Annotated in this window: 28 protein-coding genes; 17 read left to right on the top strand and 11 right to left on the bottom strand. The window is 72.7% G+C overall.

The features are described 5' to 3' along the window. The 4 genes from ABFJ78_RS33350 to ABFJ78_RS33335 all read left to right on the top strand — a co-directional run bounded on the left by ABFJ78_RS33350 (position 1) and on the right by ABFJ78_RS33335 (position 2029). Positions 1 to 366 (top strand): Asp23/Gls24 family envelope stress response protein, encoded by a 366-nt coding sequence (locus ABFJ78_RS33350; RefSeq protein ID WP_436390819.1) that lies wholly within the window; start codon positions 1 to 3, stop codon positions 364 to 366. After that, positions 363 to 890 carry a DUF6286 domain-containing protein gene (locus ABFJ78_RS33345; protein WP_436390817.1) on the top strand — a complete coding sequence of 176 codons (528 nt, stop codon included), beginning with the start codon at positions 363 to 365 and terminating at the stop codon, positions 888 to 890. Before ABFJ78_RS33350 ends, ABFJ78_RS33345 begins: the two co-directional genes overlap by 4 nt. Continuing rightward, positions 887 to 1459 carry an alkaline shock response membrane anchor protein AmaP gene (locus tag ABFJ78_RS33340; protein WP_436390815.1) on the top strand — a complete coding sequence of 191 codons (573 nt, stop codon included), beginning with the start codon at positions 887 to 889 and terminating at the stop codon, positions 1457 to 1459. Before ABFJ78_RS33345 ends, ABFJ78_RS33340 begins: the two co-directional genes overlap by 4 nt. A 156-nt stretch (positions 1460 to 1615) precedes the next feature. Beyond that, positions 1616 to 2029: an STAS domain-containing protein gene (locus tag ABFJ78_RS33335; RefSeq protein WP_436390814.1), complete on the top strand. Its 414-nt coding sequence runs from the start codon at positions 1616 to 1618 to the stop codon at positions 2027 to 2029. 100 nt (positions 2030 to 2129) lie between these two features. On the opposite strand, the gene ABFJ78_RS33330 is transcribed toward ABFJ78_RS33335, so the two are convergent. Both ABFJ78_RS33330 and ABFJ78_RS33325 read right to left on the bottom strand, forming a co-directional pair. Beyond that, positions 2130 to 3065 carry an RluA family pseudouridine synthase gene (locus tag ABFJ78_RS33330; protein WP_436390812.1) on the bottom strand — a complete coding sequence of 312 codons (936 nt, stop codon included), beginning with the start codon at positions 3063 to 3065 and terminating at the stop codon, positions 2130 to 2132. 16 nt (positions 3066 to 3081) lie between these two features. Then, positions 3082 to 3474, bottom strand: a complete 393-nt coding sequence (locus ABFJ78_RS33325; RefSeq protein ID WP_436390810.1) for a DUF5313 domain-containing protein — start codon at positions 3472 to 3474, stop codon at positions 3082 to 3084. Between the two features lie 64 nt (positions 3475 to 3538). Between ABFJ78_RS33325 and ABFJ78_RS33320 the strand changes: the two genes are divergently transcribed. The 3 genes from ABFJ78_RS33320 to ABFJ78_RS33310 all read left to right on the top strand — a co-directional run bounded on the left by ABFJ78_RS33320 (position 3539) and on the right by ABFJ78_RS33310 (position 6916). Next, complete coding sequence (locus ABFJ78_RS33320) at positions 3539 to 3976, top strand: MarR family winged helix-turn-helix transcriptional regulator (protein ID WP_436390808.1); 438 nt, start codon at positions 3539 to 3541, stop codon at positions 3974 to 3976. A 35-nt stretch (positions 3977 to 4011) separates the two neighbouring features. Next, entirely contained in the window at positions 4012 to 4893 is an 882-nt protein-coding gene (locus ABFJ78_RS33315; protein WP_436390806.1) for a TIGR03854 family LLM class F420-dependent oxidoreductase, read from the top strand. Positions 4894 to 4957: 64 nt separating this feature from the next. Then, a complete protein-coding gene (locus ABFJ78_RS33310) occupies positions 4958 to 6916 on the top strand; it encodes a HelD family protein (protein WP_436390804.1) in 1959 nt (652 codons plus the stop codon). Here the strand turns inward: ABFJ78_RS33310 and ABFJ78_RS33305 are convergent. Next, positions 6913 to 8427 carry an MDR family MFS transporter gene (locus ABFJ78_RS33305; RefSeq protein ID WP_436390802.1) on the bottom strand — a complete coding sequence of 505 codons (1515 nt, stop codon included), beginning with the start codon at positions 8425 to 8427 and terminating at the stop codon, positions 6913 to 6915. The genes ABFJ78_RS33310 and ABFJ78_RS33305 overlap by 4 nt on opposite strands. A 125-nt stretch (positions 8428 to 8552) precedes the next feature. Here ABFJ78_RS33305 and ABFJ78_RS33300 point away from each other — a divergent pair, with 125 nt between their 5' ends. Continuing rightward, on the top strand, positions 8553 to 9713 hold the full coding sequence (locus ABFJ78_RS33300) for a DUF1015 family protein (protein WP_436390800.1): 1161 nt from the start codon (positions 8553 to 8555) through the stop codon (positions 9711 to 9713). Positions 9714 to 9771: 58 nt separating this feature from the next. Here ABFJ78_RS33300 and ABFJ78_RS33295 read toward each other — a convergent pair whose 3' ends face one another. Further along, positions 9772 to 10716 carry a squalene cyclase gene (locus ABFJ78_RS33295; RefSeq protein WP_436390798.1) on the bottom strand — a complete coding sequence of 315 codons (945 nt, stop codon included), beginning with the start codon at positions 10714 to 10716 and terminating at the stop codon, positions 9772 to 9774. Further along, positions 10716 to 11222, bottom strand: coding sequence for a DinB family protein (locus ABFJ78_RS33290; protein ID WP_436390796.1), 507 nt, complete (start codon positions 11220 to 11222; stop codon positions 10716 to 10718). The genes ABFJ78_RS33295 and ABFJ78_RS33290 overlap by 1 nt, the downstream gene beginning before the upstream one ends. A 71-nt stretch (positions 11223 to 11293) precedes the next feature. On the opposite strand from ABFJ78_RS33290, the gene ABFJ78_RS33285 reads away from it, so the two are divergent. Genes ABFJ78_RS33285 through ABFJ78_RS33275 form a run of 3 tightly spaced genes read left to right on the top strand, consistent with a single transcriptional unit; the run spans position 11294 to position 13822 of the window. After that, positions 11294 to 12373 carry an ATP-dependent DNA ligase gene (locus tag ABFJ78_RS33285; protein ID WP_372672496.1) on the top strand — a complete coding sequence of 360 codons (1080 nt, stop codon included), beginning with the start codon at positions 11294 to 11296 and terminating at the stop codon, positions 12371 to 12373. Further along, positions 12370 to 13374 (top strand): non-homologous end-joining DNA ligase, encoded by a 1005-nt coding sequence (ligD, locus tag ABFJ78_RS33280; protein ID WP_436390794.1) that lies wholly within the window; start codon positions 12370 to 12372, stop codon positions 13372 to 13374. Before ABFJ78_RS33285 ends, ligD begins: the two co-directional genes overlap by 4 nt. Before the next feature lies 1 nt (position 13375). After that, positions 13376 to 13822: a GNAT family N-acetyltransferase gene (locus tag ABFJ78_RS33275; protein ID WP_436390792.1), complete on the top strand. Its 447-nt coding sequence runs from the start codon at positions 13376 to 13378 to the stop codon at positions 13820 to 13822. Here the strand turns inward: ABFJ78_RS33275 and ABFJ78_RS33270 are convergent. Continuing rightward, on the bottom strand, positions 13819 to 14961 hold the full coding sequence (locus ABFJ78_RS33270) for an MFS transporter (protein WP_436390790.1): 1143 nt from the start codon (positions 14959 to 14961) through the stop codon (positions 13819 to 13821). The genes ABFJ78_RS33275 and ABFJ78_RS33270 overlap by 4 nt on opposite strands. A 90-nt stretch (positions 14962 to 15051) precedes the next feature. Between ABFJ78_RS33270 and ABFJ78_RS33265 the strand changes: the two genes are divergently transcribed. Next, the gene (locus ABFJ78_RS33265; protein WP_436390788.1) at positions 15052 to 15612 is read left to right on the top strand and encodes a TetR/AcrR family transcriptional regulator; all 561 of its coding nucleotides are present in this window, start codon (positions 15052 to 15054) and stop codon (positions 15610 to 15612) included. Here ABFJ78_RS33265 and ABFJ78_RS33260 read toward each other — a convergent pair. Both ABFJ78_RS33260 and ABFJ78_RS33255 read right to left on the bottom strand, forming a co-directional pair. Beyond that, entirely contained in the window at positions 15609 to 15890 is a 282-nt protein-coding gene (locus tag ABFJ78_RS33260; RefSeq protein ID WP_436390786.1) for a hypothetical protein, read from the bottom strand. The genes ABFJ78_RS33265 and ABFJ78_RS33260 overlap by 4 nt on opposite strands. A gap of 67 nt (positions 15891 to 15957) precedes the next feature. Further along, complete coding sequence (locus tag ABFJ78_RS33255) at positions 15958 to 16962, bottom strand: CobW family GTP-binding protein (RefSeq protein WP_436390784.1); 1005 nt, start codon at positions 16960 to 16962, stop codon at positions 15958 to 15960. Between the two features lie 417 nt (positions 16963 to 17379). Here ABFJ78_RS33255 and ABFJ78_RS33250 point away from each other — a divergent pair, with 417 nt between their 5' ends. The 3 genes from ABFJ78_RS33250 to ABFJ78_RS33240 all read left to right on the top strand — a co-directional run bounded on the left by ABFJ78_RS33250 (position 17380) and on the right by ABFJ78_RS33240 (position 20520). Next, positions 17380 to 18531, top strand: a complete 1152-nt coding sequence (locus ABFJ78_RS33250; RefSeq protein ID WP_436390782.1) for a nitric oxide synthase oxygenase — start codon at positions 17380 to 17382, stop codon at positions 18529 to 18531. A 109-nt stretch (positions 18532 to 18640) separates the two neighbouring features. Further along, positions 18641 to 19147 carry a flavodoxin domain-containing protein gene (locus ABFJ78_RS33245; RefSeq protein WP_436390780.1) on the top strand — a complete coding sequence of 169 codons (507 nt, stop codon included), beginning with the start codon at positions 18641 to 18643 and terminating at the stop codon, positions 19145 to 19147. Between the two features lie 77 nt (positions 19148 to 19224). Beyond that, on the top strand, positions 19225 to 20520 hold the full coding sequence (locus ABFJ78_RS33240) for an MFS transporter (protein ID WP_436390778.1): 1296 nt from the start codon (positions 19225 to 19227) through the stop codon (positions 20518 to 20520). Positions 20521 to 20550: 30 nt separating this feature from the next. Here ABFJ78_RS33240 and ABFJ78_RS33235 read toward each other — a convergent pair whose 3' ends face one another. From ABFJ78_RS33235 to ABFJ78_RS33225, 3 genes are all read right to left on the bottom strand, one after another. After that, complete coding sequence (locus ABFJ78_RS33235; RefSeq protein WP_436390776.1) at positions 20551 to 21072, bottom strand: STAS domain-containing protein; 522 nt, start codon at positions 21070 to 21072, stop codon at positions 20551 to 20553. A 225-nt stretch (positions 21073 to 21297) separates the two neighbouring features. Further along, the gene (locus ABFJ78_RS33230) at positions 21298 to 22794 is read right to left on the bottom strand and encodes a sialidase family protein (RefSeq protein WP_436390774.1); all 1497 of its coding nucleotides are present in this window, start codon (positions 22792 to 22794) and stop codon (positions 21298 to 21300) included. 120 nt (positions 22795 to 22914) lie between these two features. Beyond that, a complete protein-coding gene (locus ABFJ78_RS33225) occupies positions 22915 to 23883 on the bottom strand; it encodes a YeiH family protein (RefSeq protein ID WP_436390772.1) in 969 nt (322 codons plus the stop codon). 70 nt (positions 23884 to 23953) lie between these two features. Here ABFJ78_RS33225 and ABFJ78_RS33220 point away from each other — a divergent pair, with 70 nt between their 5' ends. Together ABFJ78_RS33220 and ABFJ78_RS33215 are read left to right on the top strand one after the other, a co-directional pair. After that, the gene (locus ABFJ78_RS33220; RefSeq protein ID WP_436390770.1) at positions 23954 to 24856 is read left to right on the top strand and encodes a LysR family transcriptional regulator; all 903 of its coding nucleotides are present in this window, start codon (positions 23954 to 23956) and stop codon (positions 24854 to 24856) included. Positions 24857 to 25241: 385 nt separating this feature from the next. Further along, positions 25242 to 26024: a PadR family transcriptional regulator gene (locus tag ABFJ78_RS33215; RefSeq protein ID WP_436390768.1), complete on the top strand. Its 783-nt coding sequence runs from the start codon at positions 25242 to 25244 to the stop codon at positions 26022 to 26024. Positions 26025 to 26200 lie beyond the last annotated feature (176 nt).

The following is a 26200-nucleotide window of genomic DNA, read 5'->3' as shown; positions in this document are numbered from 1 at the left end:
GTGACCGCCACCCTCGAACGCGGCACGCTGACCGTCGCCGATCAGGCCGTGCACCGCCTGGCCGCCCACGCGGTACTCGAGATCGACGATGTCGGCGGCGCCGTCGGCCGGGTCCTCGGCGTCAGCCTCGGCGCCGAAGACCCCGGCCGTTCCGCCAAGGTCACCGCCCACGTCACCGGCGGCGAGGTGACGCTGGAGGTGCGCCTCTCGATCACCTACCCAGCCTCCGTGACCCGGACGAGCGAGCGGGCCCGCGCGCACCTCGAGCGACGCGTCGAGGAGCTGACCGGGCTGACCGTCACCCGCGTCGACCTCACCGTCACCGCCTTGCACACCACCGCCGCCAGCTCTCGGAGGGTCGAATGAAACGCCGTCCGCGCCGCAGCGTCCCGGCCCTGCTGAGCGCGCTCGTGCTGCTGGCGGTGTGCGTGCTCGTCGCCGTGAGCGCCATCCAGCGCATCCTCGGCGAGCGCCCCTGGATCAGCTACGACACCGTCGCCGCCACCCTGCACGACCTGCGCTGGACCGATCTCGCGACCGCCGTCGCCGGAGGCGTTCCGGCGCTGACCGGCTTGGTGCTGCTGCTGGCCGCGATCCTGCCGGGGACGGCCACCGTGCTGCCTCTGGCCGGGCGGTTCGACTCCGGCGTCGCGCGCGGCGGCTACCGCACGACCCTGCGCGCCGCCGCGGCCGGCGTCGACGGCGTTTCCGCGGCCCGGGTGAAGCTCGGCCGACGGCGGGTCAAGGTCCGCGTCGACACCGCCCGCACCCGTCCCGACGGCCTGGCCGACGCCGTCCGCACGGCGGTGGCCGGCCGGCTGGACCGCATCGGCCCGGCCACCCGCCCCGCGGTGACGGTGCGGGTCCGCGCCCCGAGGAGGACGACATGACCGACCTCAACCGCCCGGCGCGGCTCAACCGCACGGTCCTGGCCGTGCTGGGGCTGCTCCTGCTGGTCGCCGGCGGATTCGCGGTGGCGACGCACTTCGGGCGCCTGCACGTCCTCGACCCGGCGGCCACGCTGGTGCCCGGCACGGCCGCGCCGCCGACGTGGGTCTGGTACGTCACCGCCGCGGTCGCGGTGCTGCTGGGCCTGCCGGCGCTGCGCTGGATCCTCGCCCAGCTGACCCGCCGGCCACCGACCGGGACGTGGCGCTTCGACACCGACCCGGACCGCGGCCGCACCGAACTGGCCGCCGACACCGCCGTCGTCCCGTTCACCGAAGAACTGCGTGCCCATCCCGGCGTCCACCAGGCGCGGGCAACGCTGGCGGGAACCCGCGACACCCCGACGCTGGCCTTGGTCGTCACACTGGCCCACGACGGTGACCCGCAGGAGGTCCGGGAACACCTGGCGGCGGAGACCCTGCCCCGGCTGCGCCAGGCGCTCGACCTGGAAGCTCTCCCGGTGAGCGTGGAGTTCCGCTTCGCCTCCGCCACCGGGCGCGGCCTCGGCTGAGGGGACGGGGGTGGCCGGAGGGCTGGTTGCTCAACCGTTCGGCCACCTCGCTTCCCTGAGCCCCGGGCGTCGCCGCAAGCAGCGGAAGTCGGGGTTTGACCCGTCCGCTGTCCGGGTACACGCGTCGACGGCGCCGAAGAGGCTGCCATTGTCGGTGTGCCCGGAGAAGGGAACGAGCCGGTGAACGACGACGTCGCCGACCACATCCAGATCGACGACGCCGTGCGGCTTTCCCTGCGCGAGGAGACCTCCTCGGGGGCGCTGGTGCTGGCCGTGGCGGGCGAAGTCGATCTCCTCACCACCGACCGGCTGACCGACGCGGTCACCGCCGCACTGGCCCGGCGACCCGCCGTGCTGGTGATCGACCTGACCGCGGTGACCTTCCTCGACTCCTCCGGCCTTTCGGTGCTGGCCCAAGCCCACGCCACCGGCGGGCAGGACACCGCGGTTCGGGTCGTCACGATCCAAGACAGCCTGGCCCACCGCGCCGTCACCCTCACCGGGATGGACCAGCTGCTGCCGGTTTTCACCAGTAGCGCGGCCGCGTTCGCCGCAGACGCCGCGCGATGACCGGTTCCCCGCTCCACCCTCCTGGGCGGCCGCGGGTTGCCGCTGATCCACCCTCTGGCCGATCAAGCCCTGGTCGAAACAAGCGCGCGGCGTCCCCGGTTCAGGCCGGGGGCGCCGCCCACGCGTCGAGGTCGTCCCAGGCGGTCAGGCGCAGTCCGCTGGTGAAGCGCCGGGGCGTCCCGGTCACCGGGTCGTCGAACGCGACGACCCTTGCCAGCAGCTGCAAGGGTTTCGTGAAGTCGCCCAGCGGCTTTTCGCGCAGCGTCGGGTAGAAGTCGTCGCCGAGGATCGGGATGCCCAAGCCGCTCAGGTGGACGCGCAGCTGGTGCGTCCGGCCGGTCGACGGCAGCAGCCGGTAGCGGCCCAGGCCGTCACGGTGCTCGGTGAGCTCGACGTACGTCTCGGCGTTCGGCTCGCCCGGCACCTCCTGGGCGGCCAGCACCCCGCGTTCCTTGACGATCCGGCTGCGCACGGTCCGCGGCAGCTCCAAGGCGGCGTCGAAAGGCGCGATCGCCTCGTACTCCTTGTGGACCTTCCGGTCGCGGAAGAGTGTCTGGTACTTCCCGCGCAGCTCCGGCGTGATCACGAACATCACCAGCCCGGCCGTGACGCGGTCGAGGCGGTGGGCGGGGGAGAGGTGCGGCAGGTCGAGGTCCCGGCGCAGCCGCACGAGCGCCGTCTCGAGAATGTGCTGCCCGCGCGGGATGGTGGCCAGGAAGTGCGGCTTGTCGACGACCAGCAGGTGCTCGTCGCGGTGCACGACGCGGATCTCGAACGGCACCGGCACCTCGTCCGGCAGGTCGCGGTGGAACCAGATGAACGAGCCGGGCGCGTACGGGGTGTCCACGCCGAGCGGGCCGTCGGAGCCGTGGATGCGCTCTTCGCGCAGCATCTGCTCGATGCGGTCCGGCGTCACCCGCGGCAGCCGGTCGACGAGGTGCGCCAGCAGTGTCGGCCACTCGCCGTCGGGCAGTTTCAGCCGGGCGGGCTCGAGCCCGTGGCGGGGCGGGATCGGGGGCCGGAGCTTGCGTCTCATCGTCCCCCGACTGTAGCTAACCCTCCGACGGCGTCCGGTAGCGCGCGAGGTAGCGGGCGGTCGCCTCGGCGTTCTTCGCTTCGGCGGCCTCGGCGCGGATGCGGCGGCCGGTGTGGTGCGGGAAGCCCTGCCTGCCGAGTCGGTGCTCGACGCTCTCCTCCATGTACGCGCAGGAGTAGAAGTACGCCACGAGCGCGGCCATGAGGACCAGCGAGAGCCGGAGCCAGATCGAGCCGGGCAGCAGCAGCCACACCGCGCACAGCGGCACGATGCCGACCGACCGCTGCAGCACGTACCGGGCCCGCCAGTGCTTCGACGTCGCGTCGTGCAGGGCCCAGTCGTTGAAGCGGGCCGGCAGCTTGACGCCGACCGCGTAGCCGAGCCAGCGGAGTGCACCAGGTCGTTCCATGACGCCTAGCGTACACTAATAGTTAGTGTACTAATTGTCTCGTGGGCCACGTTAGGATCGCGCCATGATCGACCTGGGTGAAGACCCGCTGAAGCTGGACCGGCAAGTGTGCTTCGCGCTGTCGGTGGCTTCGCGCAGCGTGATCGCGATCTACCGGCCGCTGCTGGAGCCCTACGGCCTGACCCACCCGCAGTACCTGGTGATGCTCGCGCTGTGGGAGCGCTCGCCGCGGTCGGTCAAGGACCTCGGGACGACGTTGCGCCACGAGCCGGCGACGCTGTCCCCGCTGCTCAAGCGGGTCGAGGCGCTCGGGTACGTCACGCGCAGCCGGAGCCGGGAGGACGAGCGGCAGCTGACGGTCGAGTTGACCGAGAAGGGCCGCGCACTGCGCGCCGAAGCCGAGAAGATCCCGTACAAGGTGGTCGAGACGCTCGGGATGGACGTCGCCGAGCTGGAGGCGCTCCACGGCGTGGTTACCCGGGTCATCGACGCCACGGCCTGAGGAATGCCCCGGAGCAGAGCCGGGTTGTGCACTGTGTGCTGAAGATCAGGCTGGGTGTCGCGCCGGCGGCGGGGACCGGGCCGGCGGAGTTCGCCGGGCTGGCGCGGCGGCTGGAGGACGCCGGCGTCGACTCGCTGTGGCTGTCCGAGCTGGTGTACTCGCCCGAGGTCGACCCGATGATCGGCATGGCGCACGCGCTCGCGCGGACGTCGAAGCTCAAGGTCGGCACCGGCGTCGCGATCCTGCCCGGCCGGCACCCGGTGCTGGTGGCGAAGCAGCTGCTGACGCTGGCCGGGCTGGCGCCGAAGCGGGTGCTACCGGTGTTCGGGTTGCGTCCGGCGCGTACGGCGGAGCACGACCTGTTCCCGGTGCCGCCGGGCCGTCGCGCGGCGGTGTTCGACGAGTCCCTGATCTTGCTGCGCCGGCTCCTCGAAGAGGACGAAGTGTCCTTCGACGGCGAGTTCTTCCAGGTGTCCGAAGTCGGTCTGGGGCCACGTCCGGCGAAGCGCCTGGACGTCTGGCTGGGCGGCTCCGCCCCGGCGGCCCTTCGCCGTACGGGCCGCTTGGCGGACGGCTGGCTGGGCAGCTTCCTCAGCCCGGCGCAGGCGCGCGACGCTCGGCTGGCGATCCAAGAGGCCGCGGCCGAGGCGGGGCGCGAAATCGAAGAAGACCACTTCGGGCTGAGCTTGGCGGTGGCCGAGCACGGCGTGCCCGGCGAGCTGGTGGCCGCGGCGGCCCGGCGCAACCCGGGCGTGCCGGTGACCGACCTGGTGGCGACGAGCTGGGCCGAGGCGCGCAGGCTGGTGGAGCAGCACATCGAGGCCGGCCTGTCGAAGTTCGTGATCCGGCCCGGGCACGGCGACTTCGAGAACTTCCTGGAGAAGTTCCAAGCCGAGCTGGTGCCACTCCAGAACTGACGGCTGAGGCTGTCGAGAAGAACAAGACTGCACTTCTCGCGAGTTCGCGGGCACCCTCGTCGGCATGCGTGAACTCGCCGTCGAGCAGGACCACCTGAACACCCTCTACGCCCGCCTCGACGCGATGCGCGAGGAAGCGGCCGACGCGCTCGCTCGCGGGCACGCGGCGGACGTGTGGCGGGCGGAGCTGGCGCGGCTGACGGCGGCCGAAGACGGGCTCTGCTTCGGGCGGCTCGACCTGACCGGCGGCCGGCGGGTCCACATCGGACGGCTCGGGCTGTTCGAAGACGACGAGGCCCTGCTGGTCGACTGGCGCGCCCCCGCCGCCCGGCCCTTCTACACCGCCACCGCCGCCGAACCCGGCGACGTCGTGCGCCGGCGGCGGATCACCACGCGCGGGCGGACCGTCGTCGCGCTGGACGACGAACTGCTCGACCCCGACGCACCGGGCGACGGGCTCGTCGGCGAGGCGGCGCTGCTCGCCGCGGTGACGGCCGAGCGCACCGGGCGCATGCGGGACGTCGTCAACACCCTGCGGGCCGAGCAGGACCGCATCGTCCGCGACCGCGCCCGCGGAGTGCTCGTCGTGCAGGGCGGGCCGGGCACCGGCAAGACCGCCGTCGCCCTGCACCGCGTCGCCTACCTGCTCTACACCCACGAGCACCTGCGGACCCGCGGCGTGCTCGTCCTCGGCCCCAGCCGCGTGTTCCTCGATTACGTCGGCCAGGTGCTGCCCGGGCTCGGGGAGGACCGGGTGGTCACGGCGACCGTGCCCGACCTCGTCCCCGGCGTCGTCGTGAGCGAGGTGGACTCGGCCGAGGACGCCGTCCGCAAGGGCCGTGCGGAGATGGCGGCCGAGCTGGCCGGGCGGGTGCGCGCGACGGTCCAGGTGCCCGGGGAGCCGGTCGACGTCGAGTTCGAGCAGCAGGTGCTGCGCCTGGAGCCGGCGGTGGTCCGCCGGGCCGTCCGGAAGGCGCGGGAGACCGGGCTGCCGCACAACCCGGCGCGGCTGGTGTTCCACCGGGAGGTCGTGGGCACGCTCGCCGGGGAACTGGTCGACCGCATGGAGGCGGTCGTGTTCACCGAGACCGGCGAAGCGCTCGACGGCGGCAGTGCCGACGGCCGGCTCAGCGAAGCCGACCTGCGGGCGCTGGCCGGTGCGGGCGTGGTGCTGGGCCCCGAGGACGACGAAGGCCCGCGTCTACTGCTGGACGACGTGGACCGGGAAGCCGTGCGGACGGCGCTGCTCGGCGACGCCGGTGTCCAGGACGTGCTCGACGAGCTGTGGCCGCCCCTGACCCCGGCCGACGTCGTCGCGGGGCCGTGGAGCGCCGCGGACGTCCCGTTGCTCGACGAAGCCGCGGCACTGGTCGGCGCGAGCGTCCCGGTGTTCGGGCACGTGGTGGTCGACGAGGCGCAGGAACTGTCCGAAATGGACTGGCGAATGGTGGCGCGCCGCTGCCCGTCCCGGTCGATGACCGTCGTCGGCGACCTGGCGCAGACCGGGACCGCGGCGGGCGCGACGTCGTGGGACCGGGTACCGCGGCCGCACCGGCTCGCCGAGCTGACCGTCAACTACCGCACCCCGGCCGAGATCATGGCGGTCGCGGCCGGGCTGCTCGCCGCGCACCACCCGGCGCTGCGGCCGCCGCGGTCGGTGCGCGAGAGCGGCGAGATGCCGTGGCGGGTGGAAGCCGTGGACGTGCCCGGCACGCTCGCCGCGCTGGCCGGCGCGCACACCGAGGGCAAGCTGGCGATCATCGCGCCGCGGACGGACGAGCTGGCGGCCGCGCTGGCGCTGCCGGTGCCGCCGGACCTCACCGACGACGTCGTGCTGCTGACGCCGGCGGAGGCCAAGGGCCTGGAGTTCGACGAGGTCGTGATCGCCGACCCGGCGGCCATCCTCGCGGGCAGGCCGGCAGACCTGTACGTCGCGATGACGCGGGCCACCCGTGGACTGGGCGTCGTGCACCCGGGCCCGGTGCCGCCGGAGCTGCGTTCGCTGGCCGTCCGGCGCGCCTAGAACTCCAGCTGTTCGGTCTTGCGCGGCATGAGCAGCAGCGCGACCACCGAAACCACCGCCACCACCAGCAGCCCGACGAAGACGTAGTGCGTCGCCTCCGCCAAGGCGCCCCGCACGAACGTCGCCACCGGCGAATCCGAATGACTGCCCAGGACCAGGCTCGTCGCGTCCACCGACGGCGGCAGTTTGCCCGCGACCTCGGCCGGCGGGTTCGCGAACCGCGAGGCCAGCGTCGCGTTGGCGATCGCGCCGAAGACCGCCGCGCCGACCGCGCTGCCCAGGGACCGGCTGAACAGGTTCGTCGCCGTCACCACGCCGCGGCGGTCCCAGCCGACCACCGACTGGACCGCCACCAGCGTCGGGCTCGACGTCATGCCCAGGCCCAGCCCCAGGACGAACGCCGCCAGCGCCGCCGCCCAGATCGACGACGACGCGTCCAGCAGCACCACCAGGACGCCGCCGCCGACGACGAACACCGTGCCGATCAGGGCCGTGTCGCGGAAGCCGATGCGCAGGTAGACCTTGCCGGCCAGGGACGCCGAGATCGGCCAGCCGACCGTCAGCGCGGCCACCGCGAATCCGGCGACCAGCGCGCCCGCGCCGAGGACGCCCTGGGCGTACGTCGGCAGGTACGACGTCAGGCCCATCAGGACCGCGCCGACCACCACCGCGAGGAGGTTGCCGCCCACCAGGATCCGGCGGGTGAACACCCACAGCGGCAGCACCGGCTCGGCGGCGCGCTTCTCCACCAGCACGAACGCCACGAGCAGCACCGCGCCGGCGGCGAAGATCGCCACGCTCGGCACGGACCCCCACGCCCACGCGACGCCGCCTTCGAGCAGGCCCAGGATCACCAGCGAGCAGCCGATCGTCAGCAGCGCCGCCCCCGTGTAGTCGACCTTGTGGGCCTTGCGCTCCACCTTCTCGGCGAAGTTGCGGTGCAGCATCAGCGCGGCGATCGCGCCGAGCGGCAGGTTGACGAAGAAGATCCAGCGCCAGTCGAGGTACTCCGCGAACACCCCGCCGAGCGTCGGGCCGACGACCGACGCGATGCCCCAGACACTCGCGACGTAACCCTGTACCCGAGCGCGTTCCTCCACCGTGTAGAGGTCGCCGATGATCGTCATCGACATCGGCTGGATCGCGCCGGCGCCGATGCCCTGCACCGCGCGCGCCGCGATCAGCACCGGCATGCTCCACGCAGCTCCGCACAGCACCGAGCCGACCAGGAACGCGGCGATGCCGAAGAACATCACCGGGCGGCGGCCGAGGACGTCGGCGAACTTGCCGTAGAGCGGGACGGTGACCGCCTGGGTGAGCAGGTAGATCGAGAACAGCCACGGGAACTGCGAAAACCCGCCGAGGTCGCGCACGACCGACGGGACGGCGGTCGCGATGATGGTGCTGTCCAGCGCGACGAGCGCCGTGCTGAGCATGACCGCGACCAGCACCGGGCCGCGCTCGGACCGGAAACCGACCCCTTTCACGCTGGTGGCGGCGTCGGTCGTCATCGGCGGGCTGCTCCTCGGGGTGGTCATGACCGGGGTCAACTACTTTGCAGTCCTAAGCATTCCATCCGGGGACCCCGTACCCCAGTGAATTTCCGTCACAGTGCGCATCACGCAAGATGGGTGGGATGAACGACTGGATCCGCCCGATCGGGCAAGGGTGGGTGGTGCGCGACGCGGTGCCCGGCCCCGACGTCGACGAGTTCGCCGAGCCCGACCGCGTGGTCGCCGCGCTGGCCGTGCCCGGCGCCGCCGACAGCCTGCTGGCCGTGCAGCACCCGGCCCGGACGCCGGCGGCGCTGGCGCGCGGGCTCGGCCTGGCCGACGCGGTCCCGGTCGCACGGGCCGTGCTCGAACGGCTCCGCAAGCGGTCCTACCGGCCGGTGCGCGAAGTCGTCGCGCCCTACCGGATCGACGGGCCGGACGGCGTGGCACTCGGCTTGCTCTGCCTGGTCGACCCGGCGGCCGTCACCGACGACGGCGCCGCGCGGGTCCGGCACACCGAGGACGTCTACGCCGACGTCGTGGCCGAACGCGCCGCGGTGCTGGCCGGGCTGGGCTGCGCGACGAGCGCGGCGATGCTCGTCCCGGCCTCGGGCGGCGACCTGCTGACCGAGCAGGTCGAACGAGCCTGCGCCGGGCTGGGCCTGCCCGATCTGTCCACAACGGACGCGGCCGGGCGGCGGCACGAGCTGTGGGTGGTGCCTCCGGGCCCGCTGCAGAACCGGCTGCTGGCCGCGGTCGCCGCGGCGGACCTGCTGGTGGCCGACGGCAACCACCGGGTCGCGGCGGCCGCGGCGGCCGGCCACGGCGCGCTGCTGGCCCTGGTCACGGCGGGCCCGCAGCTGCGGATCGGCGCGATCCACCGGGTGCTGACGGGCACCGGGCTCGGCCCGGAGGACCTGGTGACGCGCTGGTCCGCGGCCGGCCTCGACGTCCGCTACGACGAGCACGCGGTGCCGGTCCCGGGTGAAGCGGTGGTCCGCGCGGGCGCGGCGGTGCTGCGGGTCCCGCTGCCGGTCCCGGACTGGCCGCGGCCGGTGATCGACCACGAGGTCGTCGAGCGGGTGCTGTTCGCCGACGCGCTGGGGGTGGACCCGGACGGGCCGTGCGTCCGGCCGCTGCCGGCGGGACGTCCGGTGCCGGCCGGCGCGGACGCGGTCGTCCTGCTCGCGCCGGTGCGGTACGCGGACGTTCTGGCCGTGCACGCGGCGGGCCGGCGGATGCCGCGGAAGGCCACCTACTTCACGCCGAAGCCGCGCAGTGGATTGGTGCTGGCGGAGCTTTGACGGGGCCGAAATGACGTGAATGACTCATTCATGTCGTCAGGCGACATGAATGAGTCATTCACGTCATCAGGGGGAGCGGCGGCCGGGCGTCCCACCAGTTCAGGACCCGGGTCGCGAACAGCGTCAGCCACTTCGACGGCTCGCCCGGCGGCACGTCCACCTCGAACCACACCCGGCCGGGGTGCCGCTCGGTCCGCAGCCATGTCCCGTCCGGCTGCCGGGCCGCGCGGATCAGCTCGATCGCCTCCGCCAGGCGCGGGTCGGGGCGGTCCGCCGCGCGGAAGTACTCGGCCGCGTTCAACGCGGTGAACCGCCAGCGCATCGGGTAGGAGAACTCGCCCACACCGGGCACGATCGGCTCGCCGGTCGACAGCCGCCGCAGGAGGTGGCGCTCCAGCAGGTACTCCTCGCCGCCCCGGCGGGCTTCGCGCACGGCGTCGGTGCCGCCAGTGGCCCGCTCGAACGCCAGCAGGCCCTTCAGCGAGTTGAGTGTCGAGTGGACGGACGAGCGCGTCGACCCCTCGACCCACTCGCAGTTCCAGCCGCCGTCCGGCAGCCGGTGCTCGACGAACCACTCCGCGATCCCCATGACGCCCGCGCCGAGCCAGACGCCGTTGGCCAGCGTCCAGGCGTTGATGCAGCAGTCGACCTCGCCGTCCCAATAGGGCAGGTTTTCGTACTCCCACCGGGAGTTCTCGGCGAGCAGCTCCGCGGTTCCGCGCACCGCGTCAGCGTCCACACCCCATTCGCGCAGGGAATTCAGTGTCCACGTCGTCGCCGTCCACGGCTGGGCCTCGTCGCCCTGGAAACCCGCCGGGAAGAACGCGCCGCCCGCCCACTGGCCGTCCGCGTCCTGCAGTGCCAGCAGCCGCGCGCCGAAGCCTTCCGTGGCGACCCGGGCCCGCGTCGCCTCCCAGACCTCGGGTGGTTCGCCCGCCAGGTCGCGCTCGACCTGCCAGCGCAGGGCCGGATCGGAGTCGCGCAACCAGGCGAGCACGTCCATCAGGCCCCCGTGACCCCGTCGATGGCTTCGCGGAGGAAGTCCGCATGGCCGTTGTGCCGCGCGTACTCGTGGATCATGTGCAGCATGACCAGTCGCAGTGAGACGTCCTCGCCCCAGCGCGCCTGGTACCCGGTGACGTCCAGGGACTCGGCCGCTTCTTCGATCTTGCGCGATTGCTCCACTTCGGCCTGCCACGCTTCGAACGCTTCCGCGCGGGTCGAGGTGCTCGCGTCGTAGGCGGCCTGGAAGTCCCCGTCGGGTGACCACCGCAGCGGGATGTCCTCGGCGTTGATCACCCGCCGGAACCAGGTGCGCTCGACTTCGGCCATGTGCCGGACCAGGCCCAGCAGGGACAACGTCGAGGGCGGGCTCGACGCCCGGCGGAGGTCCTCGTCGGACAGCCCGTCGCACTTCATGGCGAGGGTGGCGCGGTGGAAGTCGAGGAACGTGCGCAGCATCTCGCGCTCGCCCCCGGTCAAGGGTGGTTCGGGTCGTTCGGTGGTCACGAGGGAGTGTGTAACACACCCTGCTCTGTCTTTCTCAAGGAATTGTCGTACCCGTGTTTTAAGCTCGCGCGGTGGACTTGCCCGTGATGCCGCCCGTGCGGCCGATGCTCGCGAAAGCCGTGCACGAGGTGCCTCGTGACCCGGGGCTGCTCTACGAGCCCAAGTGGGACGGCTTCCGCTGCGTCGTGTTCCGCGACGGCGACGAGATCGAGCTCGGCTCCCGCAACGACCGCCCGCTGACCCGCTACTTCCCGGAGCTGGTGGAGCTGCTGGCGGCCGCGCTGCCGCCGCGCTGCGTCGTGGACGGCGAGATCGTGCTGGTCACGCCGGCCGGGCTCGACTTCGAGACGTTGCAGCTGCGGCTGCACCCGGCGGCTTCGCGGGTGCGCAAGCTGGCCGAGGAGACGCCGGCCAGCTTCATCGCCTTCGACCTGCTCGCCCTCGGCGACACCGATCTCACCGAGGCGCCCTTCCGCGAGCGGCGCAAACAGCTGGAAAGCATCCTCCGCACCGACGCCGAAGGCCTCCAGCGCGTCCACCTGACGCCGTTGAGCGACGACCCCGCCCAGGCCGAGGACTGGTTCACCCGGTTCGAGGGCGCGGGCTTCGACGGTGTCATGGCCAAGCCCGGCGACCTGCCGTACGAGCAGGACAAGCGCGTCATGCTGAAGGTCAAGCACGAGCGCACGGCCGACTGCGTCGTGACGGGCTTCCGCTGGCACAAGGACGGCGTCGGCGTCGGTTCGCTGCTGCTCGGGCTGTTCGACGAGGAGGGCGTGCTGCACCACGTCGGCGTCGCGAGCAGCTTCACGAAGGCGCGGCGGGCCGAGCTGGTCGAGGAGCTGGCGCCGTTGCGGGAGAACGCCCTGGAAGGGCACCCGTGGCGGTCCTGGGCCGAGTACGAGCCGCCGGCCGGCCGGCAGCCGGGCGCGAACAGCCGGTGGGCGCCGCAGAAGGACCTGTCGTGGGAGGCGTTGCGCCCCGAGTGGGTGGCGGAGGTCCGTTACGAGCACCTGCAGGGCGGCCGGTTCCGCCACGGCGGGCGGCTGGTCCGGTTCCGGCCCGACCGCACGCCGGAGTCGTGCACGTACGCCCAGCTCGACGAGGCACCGCCCGCCGAGCTCGCGAAGCTGTTCGGGGAGGCGAGATGAGCGAGGCGATGCTGCTCGACGTCGACGGCGTCGAGGTCAAGATCAGCAGCCCGGACAAGGTCTACTTCCCCGAAAACGGCCAGACGAAGCTCGACCTCGTCGAGTACTACCGGGCGGTCTCGGGGCCGCTGCTGGCCCGGCTCGGCGGGCGCCCGCTGCTGCTGGAGCGCTACCCGGACGGCGCGGGCGGCAAGAACTGGTTCCAGAAACGCGTGCCGAAGGGCGCGCCGCCGTGGCTGAGCACCACGGTCGTCTCGACGCCGAACGGCACGACGAGCGACGCGCTGGTGGCCAAGGACCTGGCCCACGTCCTGTGGGCGGTCAACCTGGGGTGTCTCGGCTTCCACGTCTGGCCGTACCTCGCGGAGACACCCGAGGTGACCGACGAGCTGCGCGTCGACCTCGACCCGTCGCCGGGGATCGGGTTCGACGAGCTGCGCGAGGCCGCGCTGCTGACCCGGGAGTTCCTGGCCGAGCACGGCATCGAAGGGCACCTGAAGACGTCCGGGTCCCGGGGGCTGCACCTGTACGTGATGCTCGAGCCGCGCTGGGACAGCTTCCAGGTGCGGGCCGCGGCCGTCGCGCTCGCACGCGCGCTGGAGCGCCGGCACCCGGAGAAGATCACCGCGCAGTGGTGGAAGGAGGAACGCGGCTCGCGCGTGTTCGTCGACTTCAACCAGAACGCGCCGCACAAGACCGTGTTCGGCACGTGGTGCGTGCGGCCGCGGGTGGGCGGCCAGGTGTCGACGCCGATCGCCTGGGACGAGCTGGACGGCGTCGAGCCGGACGCGTTCACGTTGAGCACGGTGCCGGCGCGCGTGGCCGAGCGCGGCGACCCGTGGGCCGGGGCGGGGGAGCGGCCGCAGTCGATCGAGCCGTTGCTGGAGATGTCCGAAGCGGACATGGCGAACGGGCTGATGGACGCGCCGTGGCCGCCGGTGTACCCGAAGATGCCGAACGAGCCGCCGCGGGTGGCGCCGAGCCGGGCGAAGAAGGCGTGAGGTGGCCACGGTCGCGGAGTGCCCGGCCGACGACGGGTTCCTGCTGGCACTGCTGACGGCGATGACGGCCGAGCTGGTGGTGGCGTACGACCTGCCCCCGGACGCACGCCCGCGACCGCTGGCTCCGGCGAGCCGTTTCCTGTTGGCGCGCGAGGGTTCCCGCGCGATCGGCTGCTGCGCGGTGGAGCCGGTTGCGCCGGGCGTGTACGAGCTGAAAAGGATGTTCGTCGCCCCGGACGCGCGGGGCACGGGGGTGTCGACGGCGCTGGTGGCGGAGTCCGAGCGCTTGGCCCGCAGCGGGGGTGGGGTGCGGATTCGCCTTGAAACGGGGGTTCGCCAGCCGGCGGCGATGCGGTTGTACGAGCGGGCGGGGTACCGGCGGGTGCCCAACTTCCCGCCGCACGAGGGTGATCCGGAGTCGGTCTGTTACGAGAAGGAGTTGGCTTAGCCGGCCGGTGGCGCGAGCCGGGGCGAAAACTGAATCCAGGCAACCAAAGCCACCACCGCCGTCAACCCGAACACCGCCGCCTGCCCGATCCCGGAAGCCGCGGCACCGGCCAACGGAGCCGCCGCGGTCTGGCCGGCGCCCAGCCCCGCGAACGACCACGTCACCCCGCGCGCCGGCCGCTCGGGGAACAGCCGCGCGGCCCACAGGATGCACAGCCCCGTCAGTGCCATGTACGTCAACCCGAACAGCGCGCTCGACACCAACGCCCCCGGCAACCCCGGCCGGGGCAAGGCCAGCAAGCCGATCCCAGCCGCCGCCAAGGTCCACACCGCCACATTGGCGGCCCGCAACCCCGTGCGCGCGGCCAGCCGACCCGCCAGACCGCCGAACAACCCCGCCACACCGATCACGCACCAGCAGCACGTGGCCGCGACCGGGCTCAGCCCCGCCTCGGTGAGCCGGGAACTCGAGAACGTCCAGTACGGCGCGCTCGTCACCCCGATCAGAACCGAGTTGACCACCAGCGGCGCCATCCCCCGGGCCGAGCCGGAGTCCGGAACCACCGCCGCCGCCCGGGGCAGCACGCGCCAAGCGAGCAACGTCACCACCACGCCGAGGCCGGCGAACGCGGCCCAGATCGCGGGCCAGCCGAACGCCAGCAGCGGTGTGAACGCCGACGCCGCCAGCCCGAGCCCGGTCCCGGTGTTGGCCCAGGTCTGCGCCCGGTCCCGCACAGCAACGCCGACCGTCCGGCCGATCAGCTGGGCGACGCCGGGCGAAACCAGGCCCGCGCCGGCGCCCGCGACGACGATCCCCGCCCCGAACACCACCACCCCCGGGGCCGCCGCCATCAACGCCAGCCCGAGCGTCGCCGACGTGCCGGCCAGGACCACCGTGCCGTGCGCTGACCGGCGCGACGTGGCCGGCGACACCAGCAGGCCGAGGCCGTACCCCGCCGTGGACAAGCCGCCGAGGACGCCGACCCCGACGGTCGTGAGCCCGAACGTCTCGCTGAACCGCGGCACGAACAGCCCGTACGCGTAGCGCGCGAAGCCGTAGCAGAGGGCGATCACGCTCGCCCCGGCCGCGGCGGTCGACCACCACGTGGCCGTCGTCTTCCGTTCCGTTTCGAGGGCCATACGTCCACCAAACAGACAGGTCTGTCTGTTGTCAAACGATGGTACGATCAGTGCAGGCCAGAGTCATACCGATCAGTGGGGAGAGACGCTGTGGGCCGCACCCCTCCGGGCGCCGCGCGAGCCAAGGTGCTCGAAGCCGCGTCGACGCTCTTCTACCGCGACGGCATCCACGCCGTGGGCGTCGACACGGTGGCGGCCGAGGCGGGCGTGACGAAAGCGGCCCTCTACGGCAACTTCGGCTCCAAGACCCGGCTCGTCGTCGCCTACCTGCGGGAGCGCGACCGGCGCTGGCAGGAGGAGATCGACCGGATCACGGAAGCGCACGCCGGCCCGCGCGATCGCGTGCTGGCGGTGTTCGACGCCTACGAGGCGTGGCTGGCCCGCGACGACTACCGCGGCTGCGCCTTCCTCAACGCGACCTCGGAGTTCCCCGACCCCGGCGACCCGGTCCGCGAGGTCGTCCGCCACCACAAGACCGCGTTGCACGGCTTCCTGCGCGCCCAGCTCGAACGCGGCGGACGCGCCGACGCCGGAACGCTCGCGGACGAGCTGATGCTGCTGCTCGAGGGCGCCGCCGTCACGGCCGTGGTCGCCCGGAACGCGCAGCCGTTCCGCACGGCCAAGCGGCTCGCGGAGACCTTGACCGCCTAGACTCCCAGGTCCAGCGAGAGCTGGCCGAGGTCGTCGCCGGACGCCGCGACGCGAACGCCCGCCGGGGGCGCGGGCAGCGTCGCCACGCACGCCGGGCAGGGCGCCACCTCCGACGTCGTCAGGTCCACCGGCTTCCAGCTGCGGGATTCCCGTTCACCGCACGCCGAACGCCGGTAGCGCAGGTCGCCGGAGCGGGTCATCAAGTGCGCCAACGGCACTTCTTCGGGCAGCACGCCGACCAGGTACCAGCGTGGTGCGCTCACCGCGGTGGTCGTCATGGCCGCCAGTCTCCGTCGCCGCTCCCGCGCCTGCGGCGCATTTGCCGATCTTCGGCGTGGCGGGGCGTCAGGCCTGGTCGGGGAGGTACCGGAGGATGTGCAGCAACCCGCGCTCGTCGACCACCGACGGATCCGGCGCGACGCACGCCGCCAGCTCGGCGAGCACCGCGCCGGCGTCGATGCCCGCGCCGATCAGCACCAGCTCCGTGCGCGGGGGTTCGTCCGGCGGCCAAGCCGACCGCTCCAGCTGCACGAACCCGCCCACTGTGTGCAACCGGAAGCGCGCGTCGGCGCCGAAGTCCGCCTGGCCCTTCATCCGGTAGAGCCCGGCCGGACGCCGCTCGAGCCACTCGACGAACGCCTTCGGCGCCAGCGGCGTCTCCGCGGTGAACGTCACGGTCTCGTACGCGGCGTGCAGGTGCTCGGCGTGGTCGTGCTCGTGCAGGTCGTCGAACGACAGCTGGCCGACGCGCTCGCCGCGGGGTTCGGGGTCGAAGAACAGCCGCGGGTCGACGCGCCCGTGCGAGGTGACCAGCAGTGGCCGGCCGGGTGCGAGCTCCTCGACCGTCGCGGTGACCTTGGCCAGCTCCTCCGCGGGCACCCGGTCGGCCTTGTTCAGCACCACGAGGTCGGCCAGCCGAACGTGGTCGGCCAGTTCGGGGTGCCGCTCGCGGGCGGACTCGAACTCGGCGGCGTCCACCACCTCCGCCAGCCCGCCGTAGCGGATGTCCGGGTTCTCGCTGGCGATCATCAACCGGATCAGGTCGCGCGGTTCGGCGATGCCGCTGGCCTCGACGACGATGACGTCGATCCCCGCCTCGGCCGACGAGAGCCGCCCCAGCATGGCATCGAGCCCGCTGGCGTCGACCGCGCAGCAGAGGCACCCGTTGCCGAGCGAAACCATGGTGTCGACCTGGCCGGCCACGGCGAGCGCGTCGACGTTCACGCTGCCGAAGTCGTTGACCACGACGCCGACCCGGGCGCCCTCGCGGTTGGCGAGCAGGTGGTTGAGCAGCGTCGTCTTGCCCGCGCCGAGGAACCCGGCGACCAGGACCACGGGGATCTTGCGCACAAAACGACTCTAGCGCCGCGCGCGGGCGTGCGAATACACGGGGGACCGGCGCCGGAGAAGGCCTTCGGGCGAATATGCTCGAAAAGACGAAACCGGTCCGCCGGCAAAGGATCACGCCGGTTCGACTGTCCACAGTGATCGATTGACGAAAAATGCGTTCCGGCATGTCCGGATAACGCTTGGTAGCAGTTATTTTTCCGACGTTTTCGCTGGCGGGAACGGAATCGGCGGACGCGACGCGACGCTGTTCACGTCCGGTGGATTGCGTCCGGGAGAACGTGGGGTACTCTCCCCGGCCTGGCCGGAGTCGCTGTGGTGGCAGCGGCTTCGGCCTGCCTCGTTGCCGGCGACCATCGGAGGAACGGTGAACCTTTCCGTCGGGATGCAGCAGACGATTCCGGAGAGTGGGGAAGCTCGATGACGGTTACACCCGAGCGGGTGACGCCCTCGCTGCCGATCTACCAACGCGTCTCGGGGGAGCAGGACGTCAATTCCGCGGCGGCGGAGGAATTCCTGGACCGGATGTTCGCCGAAGGCGCCGCCGACGAAGGCGACCGCTTCGAGACCCGCCTCGCGGAGGTCCGCGCGGAAATCGCCGAAACGGGCACCTACCGGCACACCGCGACCGAGCTGGCGTACGGCGCGCGCGTCGCGTGGCGCAACTCCGCCCGCTGCATCGGCCGGCTGTACTGGCACAGCCTCCGGATCCGCGACCGGCGCCGGGTCACCGGCGCCGCCGCGATCGCCGGCGAGTGCGTCGCCCACCTGCGCCAGGCCACCCGCGGCGGCCGGATCCGGCCGACGATCACCGTCTTCGCCCCGGACACGCCCGCCGGGCCGGGGCCGCGCATCCACAACGAGCAGCTGATCCGGTACGCCGGGTACCGCCTGGACGACGGTTCGGTCCTCGGCGACCCGCGCTACGCCGAGTTCACCGAGCGGGTGCGAAGACTCGGCTGGCGGCCGCCGGAACGCAGAGGCTCGTTCGACGTCCTGCCGCTGCTGATCGAGGCCGAGCCGGGCGAGCCGCGGCTGTTCACGCTGCCCGCGGACGCCGTCCTGGAGGTGCCGCTGACCCACCCCGACCACCGCTGGTTCGCCGGGCTCGGCCTGCGCTGGCACGCCGTGCCGGCGATCAGCAACATGCCCCTGGAGATCGGCGGCGTCACCTACCCGGCCGCGCCGTTCAACGGCTGGTACGTCGGCAGCGAGATCGGCGCGCGGAACCTCGCCGACGAGCAGCGCTACGACCTGCTGCCGGTCGTCGCCGAGCTGATGGGCCTCGACACCGCCTCCGAGCGGACGCTGTGGCGCGACCGGGCGCTGGTCGAGCTGACGCTCGCCGTGCAGCACTCGTTCGACGCGGCCGGCGTGACGATGGCCGACCACCACACCGAATCGCGGCGGTTCCTGTCCCACCTGGACCGCGAAGAGCGGGCCGGCCGGCGGTGCCCGGCCGACTGGAGCTGGATCGTCCCGCCGCTGTCGGGCGGCCAGACCCCGGTCTTCCACCGGTACTACGACCCGCCCGACCCCGGGCAGCGACCCGCGTTCCTCTCACCGGACTGAGTTGCCGAGGCGGGCCGGGAGCCACGGAGAGCAACGTCGGAGCGCCCGTATGGCGGATCGTGAGCGGCCCGCGGCGCAAGACCGCGCGGCAGGGCCGACAATGGGACGCATGACCGCAGTCCTCGTCGCCTACGCCGGGCGCCACGGCGGAACCCGGCAGATCGCCGAGGTCATCGCCGCCGAGCTCGGCGAAGCCGGCCTGAGCGTGGACGTGCGCGACGCCGCCGACGTCGCCACCGTCGCCCACTACGCCGCGGTCGTCGTCGGCAGCGCCCTGTACTACCACCGCTGGCGGCCCGAGGCCGTCCGGCTGCTGGAGCGCAACGCCCGGGCGCTCGCCGAGCGCCCGGTGTGGCTGTTCCACAGCGGACCGTGCGGCCCGGGTGCCGCCACCCACCAGGTCAGCCTGCCGGCGAACGTGGCGCTGCTCGCCGCGCGCATCGACGCGGAGCGCACCGCGACCTTCGGCGGCCGGCTGGACCCGGCGACCGTGCGCGGGCTCATCCCGCGGCTGATGGCGTCGGGGCAGCGCGCGGGCGACTTCCGCGACTGGGACCGGATCAAGGCGTGGGCCCGCGACGTCGGCCGGCGCGTCCGGACGCGCGTGACGCTGTAGCCCTTGCCCGCGCGGGCCGGTGGGTGCTAGACCAGCCCTGAGGTCTTCCGGTGAAGAACCGACGGGACGGGGCAAACGTGACGGAACGGCAGGCGGCGCCCGCAGGAGGAAAGAAAGCGCTTACATCCGATCAGCGCAACGCGTTCCTCGCGGCGCTGCTCGGCTGGAGCATGGACTCGTTCGACTACTTCCTCGTCGTCTTCGTCCTCGCGGACATCGCGAAGGACAAGTCGTTCGGCGCGACGGCGTCCCAGCTGGCGTTCATCACGACGGCGACCCTGGTGATGCGCCCGGTCGGCGCCCTCCTCTTCGGCCTGTGGGCCGACCGGGTCGGCCGGCGGATCCCGCTGATCGCCGACGTCCTGCTGTACTCGGTGGCCGGCCTGCTCTGCGCGTTCGCGCCGAACTTCACGGTGCTGCTGGTCCTGCGGTTCGTCTACGGCGTCGGCATGGGCGGCGAGTGGGGTCTCGGCGCGGCGCTGGCGATGGAGAAGATCCCGGTCGCGCGGCGCGGGTTCTTCTCCGGCCTGCTGCAGGTCGGCTATTCGATCGGGTACCTGCTGGCCGCGCTCGCGTACCTGCTGTTCCACTCCGCGCTCGGCCTCGAGTGGCGCTGGATCTTCGTGCTGAGCATCTTCCCGGCGCTGATCACGCTGCTGATCCGCGCTCGGGTGCGCGAGTCGGAGGTCTGGGAAGCGACCCGGGAAAAGCTGAAGGTGACGCGGACGTCGGTCAAGGACGTCCTGCTGAACGGAAAGGTGATCCGCCGCTTCGGGTACCTGATCCTGCTGATGACGGCGTTCAACTGGATGAGCCACGGTACCCAGGACGTCTACCCGAGCTTCCTGAAGGCCCACGACAACGGCGGCGCCGGGCTGAGCGCGTCGACGAGCACGTGGATCGCGGTGCTGTACAACGTCGGCGCGATCATCGGCGGCCTCACTTTCGGCACGCTGTCGGAGCGGCTGGGCCGGCGCCGCACGATCGTGACGGCCGCGGTGCTGGGCCTGCCGGTGATCCCGATCTTCGCGTTCGACCACGGCGCCGGGATGCTGGCGCTGGGCTCGTTCCTGATGCAGATCATGGTGCAGGGCGCGTGGGGCGTGATCCCGGCGCACCTGACGGAGATGTCACCGGACGCGATCCGCGGCTTCTACCCGGGCGTGACCTACCAGCTGGGCAACCTGCTGGCGGCGCTGAACCTGCCGATCCAGCAGGCGATCGCGGAAGCCCACGGGTACTCGTCGGCTCTCTTGTGGACAGTCGTGCCGGGACTGGTGGTGGTCGCGGTCCTGACGGCGATCGGCAAGGAGGCCAAGGGAATCCGCTTCGGCGAGTCGGCGGTGACGACCGCCCCGGCGGGGACGACGTAGCCCGGCGGACGCGGGTGGCGCGGGAGCGTGTCAGTGCAGCGTCTTCAGCCGTTCCAGGAGCCGGAGCCACTCGATCGCCTCGGCCGTCGTGAAGTGCAGCGGGAGAGCGTCACCCAGGCCCAGTGCGTCGATCGCCCGGCGCACCACGGGGGCGCAGCCCACGATGGCGAACGGGACGCCGGCTTCGGCGGCGTCCGAGGTCGCCTCGACGAGCACGGCGACGCCCCGAGCGGAGCAGTGGGTGGCGCCGGTCAGGTCCAGGACGAGCACCGCCGGGTGCAGGCCGAGCTCCTCGGTGAGCCGCGACCGCAGCCGCAGGCTGCCGGCCAGATCGAGGTCGCCGTGCACGGAGAGCACGCTGACCTCGGCGGTCGTGGTGACGACGAGCTCCATCCCGGGCTCCGGGTCACCGCGCAGGCTGGCGTAGTAGCGGGCCATCAGGGCGTCGATGCCCAGGCCGGCGGGATAGGGGACGGCGTCGATCTCCCGGGCCCAGGCGCGGAGGGCCGCCAGCACCTCGCGGTGCCGGGCATCGTCCTCGGGCCACACCATGTCGGTTACATCGCTGCGGGGCCACGATTCGCAACACGGGGGTCACCCACTCGGCGCAATGACATCGTTACGGCGGCGGGCGGGTGGGCCCGGCCGGGCTCGAGTCCGGCCGCGCCCCGGGCGGCCGGTCTCGGTTGGGCAGCCTTTACGTTGAGGCGCTCGCTCCTGCGTGAAGTTCTCGCCTCGCCGGCCGGGGCGGCCGGAAACCCGGCCGCCCCGGAGGTTTCAGCTGCAGTGCTCGAACTCGCTGTTGTAGGCTTGACCGTCCACAGCGCCGCCCCACTTGACGCACTTGTCCGCCGCGGCCGCCGTCACCGGGCCGGCGAAGTACGAGAACGCTCCCGAGTCCGTCACCCGCGTCGAGCCCTGGACCTCCAAGTACGCCGACGTCTGCGTCGCCGTGCCCGCGTTCGTGCTCTTCATGGCGCTCACGCAGTTCTTGCCGTTCGACGCGTTGTACGACAGGTACACCGTGCCCGCCGTGCCGAGCGGGGCCTGGTCGATCACGCTGTAGCCGCCGCCGCACGCCGGGGCGCCCAGCTGGGCTTCCGACACCGCCGCGTAGCGGATCGTGTCGTTCGCGTGGAATTCGGGGCCTGCCTCGAACAACACGCCGATCGAGGACTGCGACAGCTGCACCATGTCCGAGTACGCCGCGTCGTCGCCCCACACGAGCAGGCTGCCCGCCGTGCCCGTCCAGTTGGCGCCCTCGTCGAACGACGAGTGGATGCGCAGCTCCTTGCGGCGGTCGCAGGTGGACGGTGCGGCGAAGACGATCCGGTTGTACTTGCCGCCGGTGTCGGTCGCGCTCATCCGGGCCGTGGAGCCCTCGACCGTCGGGGTGACGAGGTCGGTCGCGAAGGCGAACTTCGAGCTGAACGTCGCGCCGCCGTCCGAGCTGATCGCGAACGCGCGGTTGTGCGTGCCGTCCGAGAGGCACTTGTCGTCGCTGTTGGCGTCGTTGCGCGCCGCGGCGTAGATCCGCCCGTCCTTCAGCTCGGTGACGCTGATCTCCTGCGGGTTCATCAGGTCCGAAGTGGACGTGTCGGTCGCGCCGCGGTGCCAGGTCGCGCCCTGGTCGTCGCTGTACACCAGCGATCCGGTGTTCTTGCCGCTGATCGTGTAGCTCATCCCGGCGACGATCCGCCCGGCGTGCGCACCGCGCGTGAGCACGATGCCGTGCGACGGGCCCGTGGCCAGCCAGCCGGGCGCGCTCGCGAACCCGAGTTCGGTGGTCAGGACTCTCGGGGCGCCCCAGGTCTTCCCGTTGTCCTCGCTGATCGACACGCGCGGGACGCGGCCGCAGGAGGGGTTGGTGTAGCACTGCATGGTGGACAGCAGCACGATCCGGTTGCTGCCCGGGATGACGATCGGCGCCGGGTTGCCCTTGGTGTCGCCGTTGGCCTTGATGACGGTCTGCAGCGCGCCCCACGTCTTGCCGCCGTCGGTCGAGCGCTTCAGCACGAGGTCGATTTCGCCGAGGTCGGCGCACGTGCTGGCGCCGCCGTTGCGGCCTTCGGCGAAGGCGAGCAGATCGCCGTTGTTGCCCTTGACGATGGTCGGGATGCGGTAGCAGTCGTGGCCTTCGGTGTTCTTGGTGAACACGAGCGTGCTGGCGACGTCGGCCGACGCGGTCGCGGCGCCGACGGCCGCCGGGACGGCGACGGCGGCGCACCCCAGCAGCCCGGCCAGCAGGCCCTGGGCGAGTCGGGTGATCTTCACGGTGAAAGCTCCCTACGGATTCGTTCTACGTCCTACGTCTCGGCGGTAGCGTCGACGCGACCCGTACAAGACCCGTACAACCCGGCGTATAACGAACTATTCATGGCCGGGTGGGAAACATCAGGTGAACGCGGCCAGCGTGCCGAATCCGGTCGCCACCACGAGAAGCGTGGACAGGAGACCCAGGAGCAGCGCCCGGCCGCCGCCGCGCAACAGCGAGCCGAGCCGGACGGCGCAACCGAGGCCGAACAGCGCGCCGGCGAGCAAGAGCGTCGACGCCGTCTTCGCGACGTCGAGCGCGAACGCGGGAACGAGCCCGGTACTGCGGACCGCGACCATGGCGAGGAACCCGAGAACGAACAGCGGGACCAGGGGAGCGTGCCCGCCGCGGCGGGTGCGTTCGGCGGCGCCGACCAGCGCGACCACCGGCGCCAGCAGGACGACGCGGCTCAGCTTGACCACGATCGCGACCGCGACCGCCGCCGCGCCTGCGGGTCCGGCGGCCGCGACGACCTGCGCGACCTCGTGCACCGAGATCCCGGCCCAGCTGCCGGTCCGGGTCGCGTCCAGGCCGAGGACGTGCGCGAGCAGGGGAAGCACGCCGAGGGCGAGGCTGCCGTAGCAGGTGACGAGCGCGACGGCGGTCGCGACGTCTTCGTCCTCGCGGTCGACGACGCCCTCCATCGCCGCGATCGCCGACGCGCCGCAGATCGAGAACCCGGTGGCGACGAGCAGGGCGAGGCCGCGCCGCACGCCGACCAGCCGGCCGAGGGCGAGGGTGCCGAGGAAGGTGACCGCGACCGTCACCACGACGGCGGCGAGCGTGCCGGCGCCGAGCGCGAGCACGGCGGGGACGGCGAGCTGCAGCCCGAGCAGGACGACGCCGGCGCGCAAGAGGCGTTTCGTGAGCCGGGCGACGGCCTTGCGGTGCTCGTCGGTGAGCACGGGCGCACTGCCGGCGACGATGCCCAGCACGACGGCGACGGTGAGCGCGCCGGCGACCGGCCAGACCGAGCTCAGCGCGTAAGCCGCGGCGACGCCGAGCGCGGTGATCGCGAGACCGGAGGTTTTCGCCGACGTCATGGCCATGCTGCCAGCGTCGCCGGGTTCGCGTGCGCGCGGTAGCCGTCGGTCCGGCAGGAGGTCATAGACTGAGGCTATGACCGGACCGGATCTGGACTCGTTGCGCCTGCTGGTGCTCGTCGACGACCTCGGCAGCATCGGCCAGGCGGCCGCGGCGCTCGGCATCGCCCAGCCGTCGGCGAGCAAGCGGTTGTCCACTTTGGAGAGACAATTGGGACTGTCCCTGGTGGACCGGACCCGGCGCGGCTCCGCGTTGACCCCGGACGGCCGGGTGATCGCGGGCTGGGCCCACCGCGTCCTGACCGAAGTGGACGGTTTGCGCACGGGTGCGGAGGCGTTGCGGACCCAGCGCGGCGCGAAGCTGCGGGTGGCGGCGAGCATGACGCTGGCCGAGCACTTCGTCCCCGCGTGGATCGGCGAGGTGAAGCGGACCGGGCCGGACACGTACGTCGGGCTCGAGGTGGTGAACTCCGAGCACGTCGCCGACCTCGTCGCGCGGGGGCGGGTGGACCTGGGGTTCGTCGAGTCGCCGGGGCCGTGGCCGGGCCTGGCGACTCGCCGGGTGGCGACGGACCGCCTGGTGGTGGTGGTCCCGGCGGGCCACCCGTGGGCGCGCCGCCGCCGTCCGCTCACGGCGGCGGAGCTGGCGGCGACGCCGTTGGTGGTGCGGGAGCCGGGGTCGGGAACGCGCGACACGGTCGAGGCGGCGTTGCGCCGGGCGGGGGCGGGGCCGGTGACGCCGTTGCTGGAGCTGGGGTCGGCGTCGGCCGTGCGGAACGCGGTGATCGCCGGGGCCGGGCCGGCGGTGATCAGCGAGCTGGACGTGGTGCGGGAGGTCGCGGGCCGGAGGTTGGTGCCGGTGGCGGTGGCGGGGGTGGAACTGGGCCGGGTGCTGCGGGCGGTGTGGCCGGCGGGGCGGCGGTTGACGGGGCCGGCGGCGGAGTTGCTGACCTTGGCCGTGAAGTCCGGGGCGGTTTGAGGCCGGCGGGGGGATGAGCGGTGCGGGGTTGGCCGGACCGAGCGTGGTGTGGGTTGGCCGGGATCGCGCGGAGTGCGGGTCGGCAGGGCCGAGCGTGGTGGGGTGACCGGGATCGAGCGGAGTGCGGGGTTGGCCGGGTCAAGCGTGGTGTGAGGTGACCGGGACCGCGCGGAGTGCGGGTCGTCAGGGCCGAGCGTGGTGTGGGCGACCGGCACCGAGCGGGGGCGGCCTGGGTCTGCCAAAACGGTGCGGTGGTGAAGTCGGCCCGGGCCGAACCGGCCGTGACCGCTGGTGTGGGGCGTTCGATCCGAGCCGGAGGTTGCCGTCGATCGGACGGCGATATATCGTCGTAGTGTCGGCGATACGGCGAACCGAGGAGGCACCCATGGAGATGAGCGCAGGCGCGAACCGGATGTTCGGTGGTTTCGGAGGCGGGCTGTTCGGCGGGCACGGGCCCGCGGGACACGGTCACCCCGGCCACGGGCACGATCACGGATTCCCCGGCCACGAGGACTTCGACCCCGGCCCCGACCTGGCCCGCGGCGGCTTCCCGCCCCGCCCGCCCCACCCACCGCAGCCGCCGGGGCCGCCCGGGGCGCCGGGTGGGCCCGGGTTCCCCGGTGGGCCCGGCTCCTTCGGCGGGCCTGGCGGCTGGTTCGGCGGGGCGGGCCCGTTCCAGCGGGTCCAGGAGTTCCGTGGGCGCGGGCCGAGCCGTCCGGTTCGGCCGGCCGTGCTCGCGCTGCTCGCCGAGGAGCCGATGCACGGCTACCAGCTCATGCAGGAAATCCGGCGCCGCACCAACGAGCGGTGGCGGCCCAGCCCCGGGTCCGTCTACCCGATCCTGCAGCAGCTGGAGGACGAAGGCCTGGTGCGCACGGCCGAGACCGGCGGCCGCCGCGTCGCCGAGCTGACCGATGCCGGGCGGGAGCACGTCGCCGGTCGGGAGGCCGAGTTCGCCGCCCTCTGGGAGGAACCCGACGAGGCGCCCAACGCCGACCGCTTCGCCGCCTTGTGGCACGCCTTGGGCGAGCTGTCCGGCGCGGCCGCCCAGGTGGGGCACAGCGGCACGGAAGCGCAGGTCGCCGAGGTGAAGAAGATCCTCGCCGACGCGCGGCGCCGGGTCTACGCGGTGCTCGCCGACGCCGGTCTCGAGGACGAGGAAGCCTGACGGCAACTGGTAGGTGCCTGAACCCGGCCGGGCGTCCTGGCCGCTGGGTGCTTGACGGGTCGGCCGCCGGCCCGCCGTGGCCGGTTTGGCCGCCGGGCGCTTGATCGGTTCGCTGCCGACCGGCCTGCGGCCGAAGTCGGGTCGGCCGCTGGTTGCCGGAGAAGTCCGCGGCGGGC

The organism is Amycolatopsis sp. MEPSY49 (assembly GCF_051337345.1).
GTDB lineage: Bacteria > Actinomycetota > Actinomycetes > Mycobacteriales > Pseudonocardiaceae > Amycolatopsis.
Note: the sequence above shows the minus strand (reverse complement) of the source record. Positions and strands in the feature narration are given on the sequence as shown.

Excerpts from the sequence above, each read along its gene's own strand:
- ligD (WP_436390794.1), top strand. The coding sequence starts at position 12,370 with ATGAGCGAGGCGATGCTGCTCGACGTCGACGGCGTCGAGGTCAAGATC.
- ABFJ78_RS33330 (WP_436390812.1), bottom strand. The coding sequence starts at position 3,065 with ATGAGACGCAAGCTCCGGCCCCCGATCCCGCCCCGCCACGGGCTCGAG.
- ABFJ78_RS33220 (WP_436390770.1), top strand. The coding sequence starts at position 23,954 with ATGACCGGACCGGATCTGGACTCGTTGCGCCTGCTGGTGCTCGTCGAC.
- ABFJ78_RS33325 (WP_436390810.1), bottom strand. The coding sequence starts at position 3,474 with ATGGAACGACCTGGTGCACTCCGCTGGCTCGGCTACGCGGTCGGCGTC.
- ABFJ78_RS33340 (WP_436390815.1), top strand. The coding sequence starts at position 887 with ATGACCGACCTCAACCGCCCGGCGCGGCTCAACCGCACGGTCCTGGCC.
- ABFJ78_RS33225 (WP_436390772.1), bottom strand. The coding sequence starts at position 23,883 with ATGGCCATGACGTCGGCGAAAACCTCCGGTCTCGCGATCACCGCGCTC.
- ABFJ78_RS33260 (WP_436390786.1), bottom strand. The coding sequence starts at position 15,890 with ATGACGACCACCGCGGTGAGCGCACCACGCTGGTACCTGGTCGGCGTG.
- ABFJ78_RS33245 (WP_436390780.1), top strand. The coding sequence starts at position 18,641 with ATGACCGCAGTCCTCGTCGCCTACGCCGGGCGCCACGGCGGAACCCGG.
- ABFJ78_RS33235 (WP_436390776.1), bottom strand. The coding sequence starts at position 21,072 with ATGGTGTGGCCCGAGGACGATGCCCGGCACCGCGAGGTGCTGGCGGCC.
- ABFJ78_RS33295 (WP_436390798.1), bottom strand. The coding sequence starts at position 10,716 with ATGGACGTGCTCGCCTGGTTGCGCGACTCCGATCCGGCCCTGCGCTGG.
- ABFJ78_RS33250 (WP_436390782.1), top strand. The coding sequence starts at position 17,380 with ATGACGGTTACACCCGAGCGGGTGACGCCCTCGCTGCCGATCTACCAA.
- ABFJ78_RS33305 (WP_436390802.1), bottom strand. The coding sequence starts at position 8,427 with ATGACGACCGACGCCGCCACCAGCGTGAAAGGGGTCGGTTTCCGGTCC.
- ABFJ78_RS33215 (WP_436390768.1), top strand. The coding sequence starts at position 25,242 with ATGGAGATGAGCGCAGGCGCGAACCGGATGTTCGGTGGTTTCGGAGGC.
- ABFJ78_RS33310 (WP_436390804.1), top strand. The coding sequence starts at position 4,958 with ATGCGTGAACTCGCCGTCGAGCAGGACCACCTGAACACCCTCTACGCC.
- ABFJ78_RS33345 (WP_436390817.1), top strand. The coding sequence starts at position 363 with ATGAAACGCCGTCCGCGCCGCAGCGTCCCGGCCCTGCTGAGCGCGCTC.
- ABFJ78_RS33320 (WP_436390808.1), top strand. The coding sequence starts at position 3,539 with ATGATCGACCTGGGTGAAGACCCGCTGAAGCTGGACCGGCAAGTGTGC.
- ABFJ78_RS33300 (WP_436390800.1), top strand. The coding sequence starts at position 8,553 with ATGAACGACTGGATCCGCCCGATCGGGCAAGGGTGGGTGGTGCGCGAC.
- ABFJ78_RS33270 (WP_436390790.1), bottom strand. The coding sequence starts at position 14,961 with ATGGCCCTCGAAACGGAACGGAAGACGACGGCCACGTGGTGGTCGACC.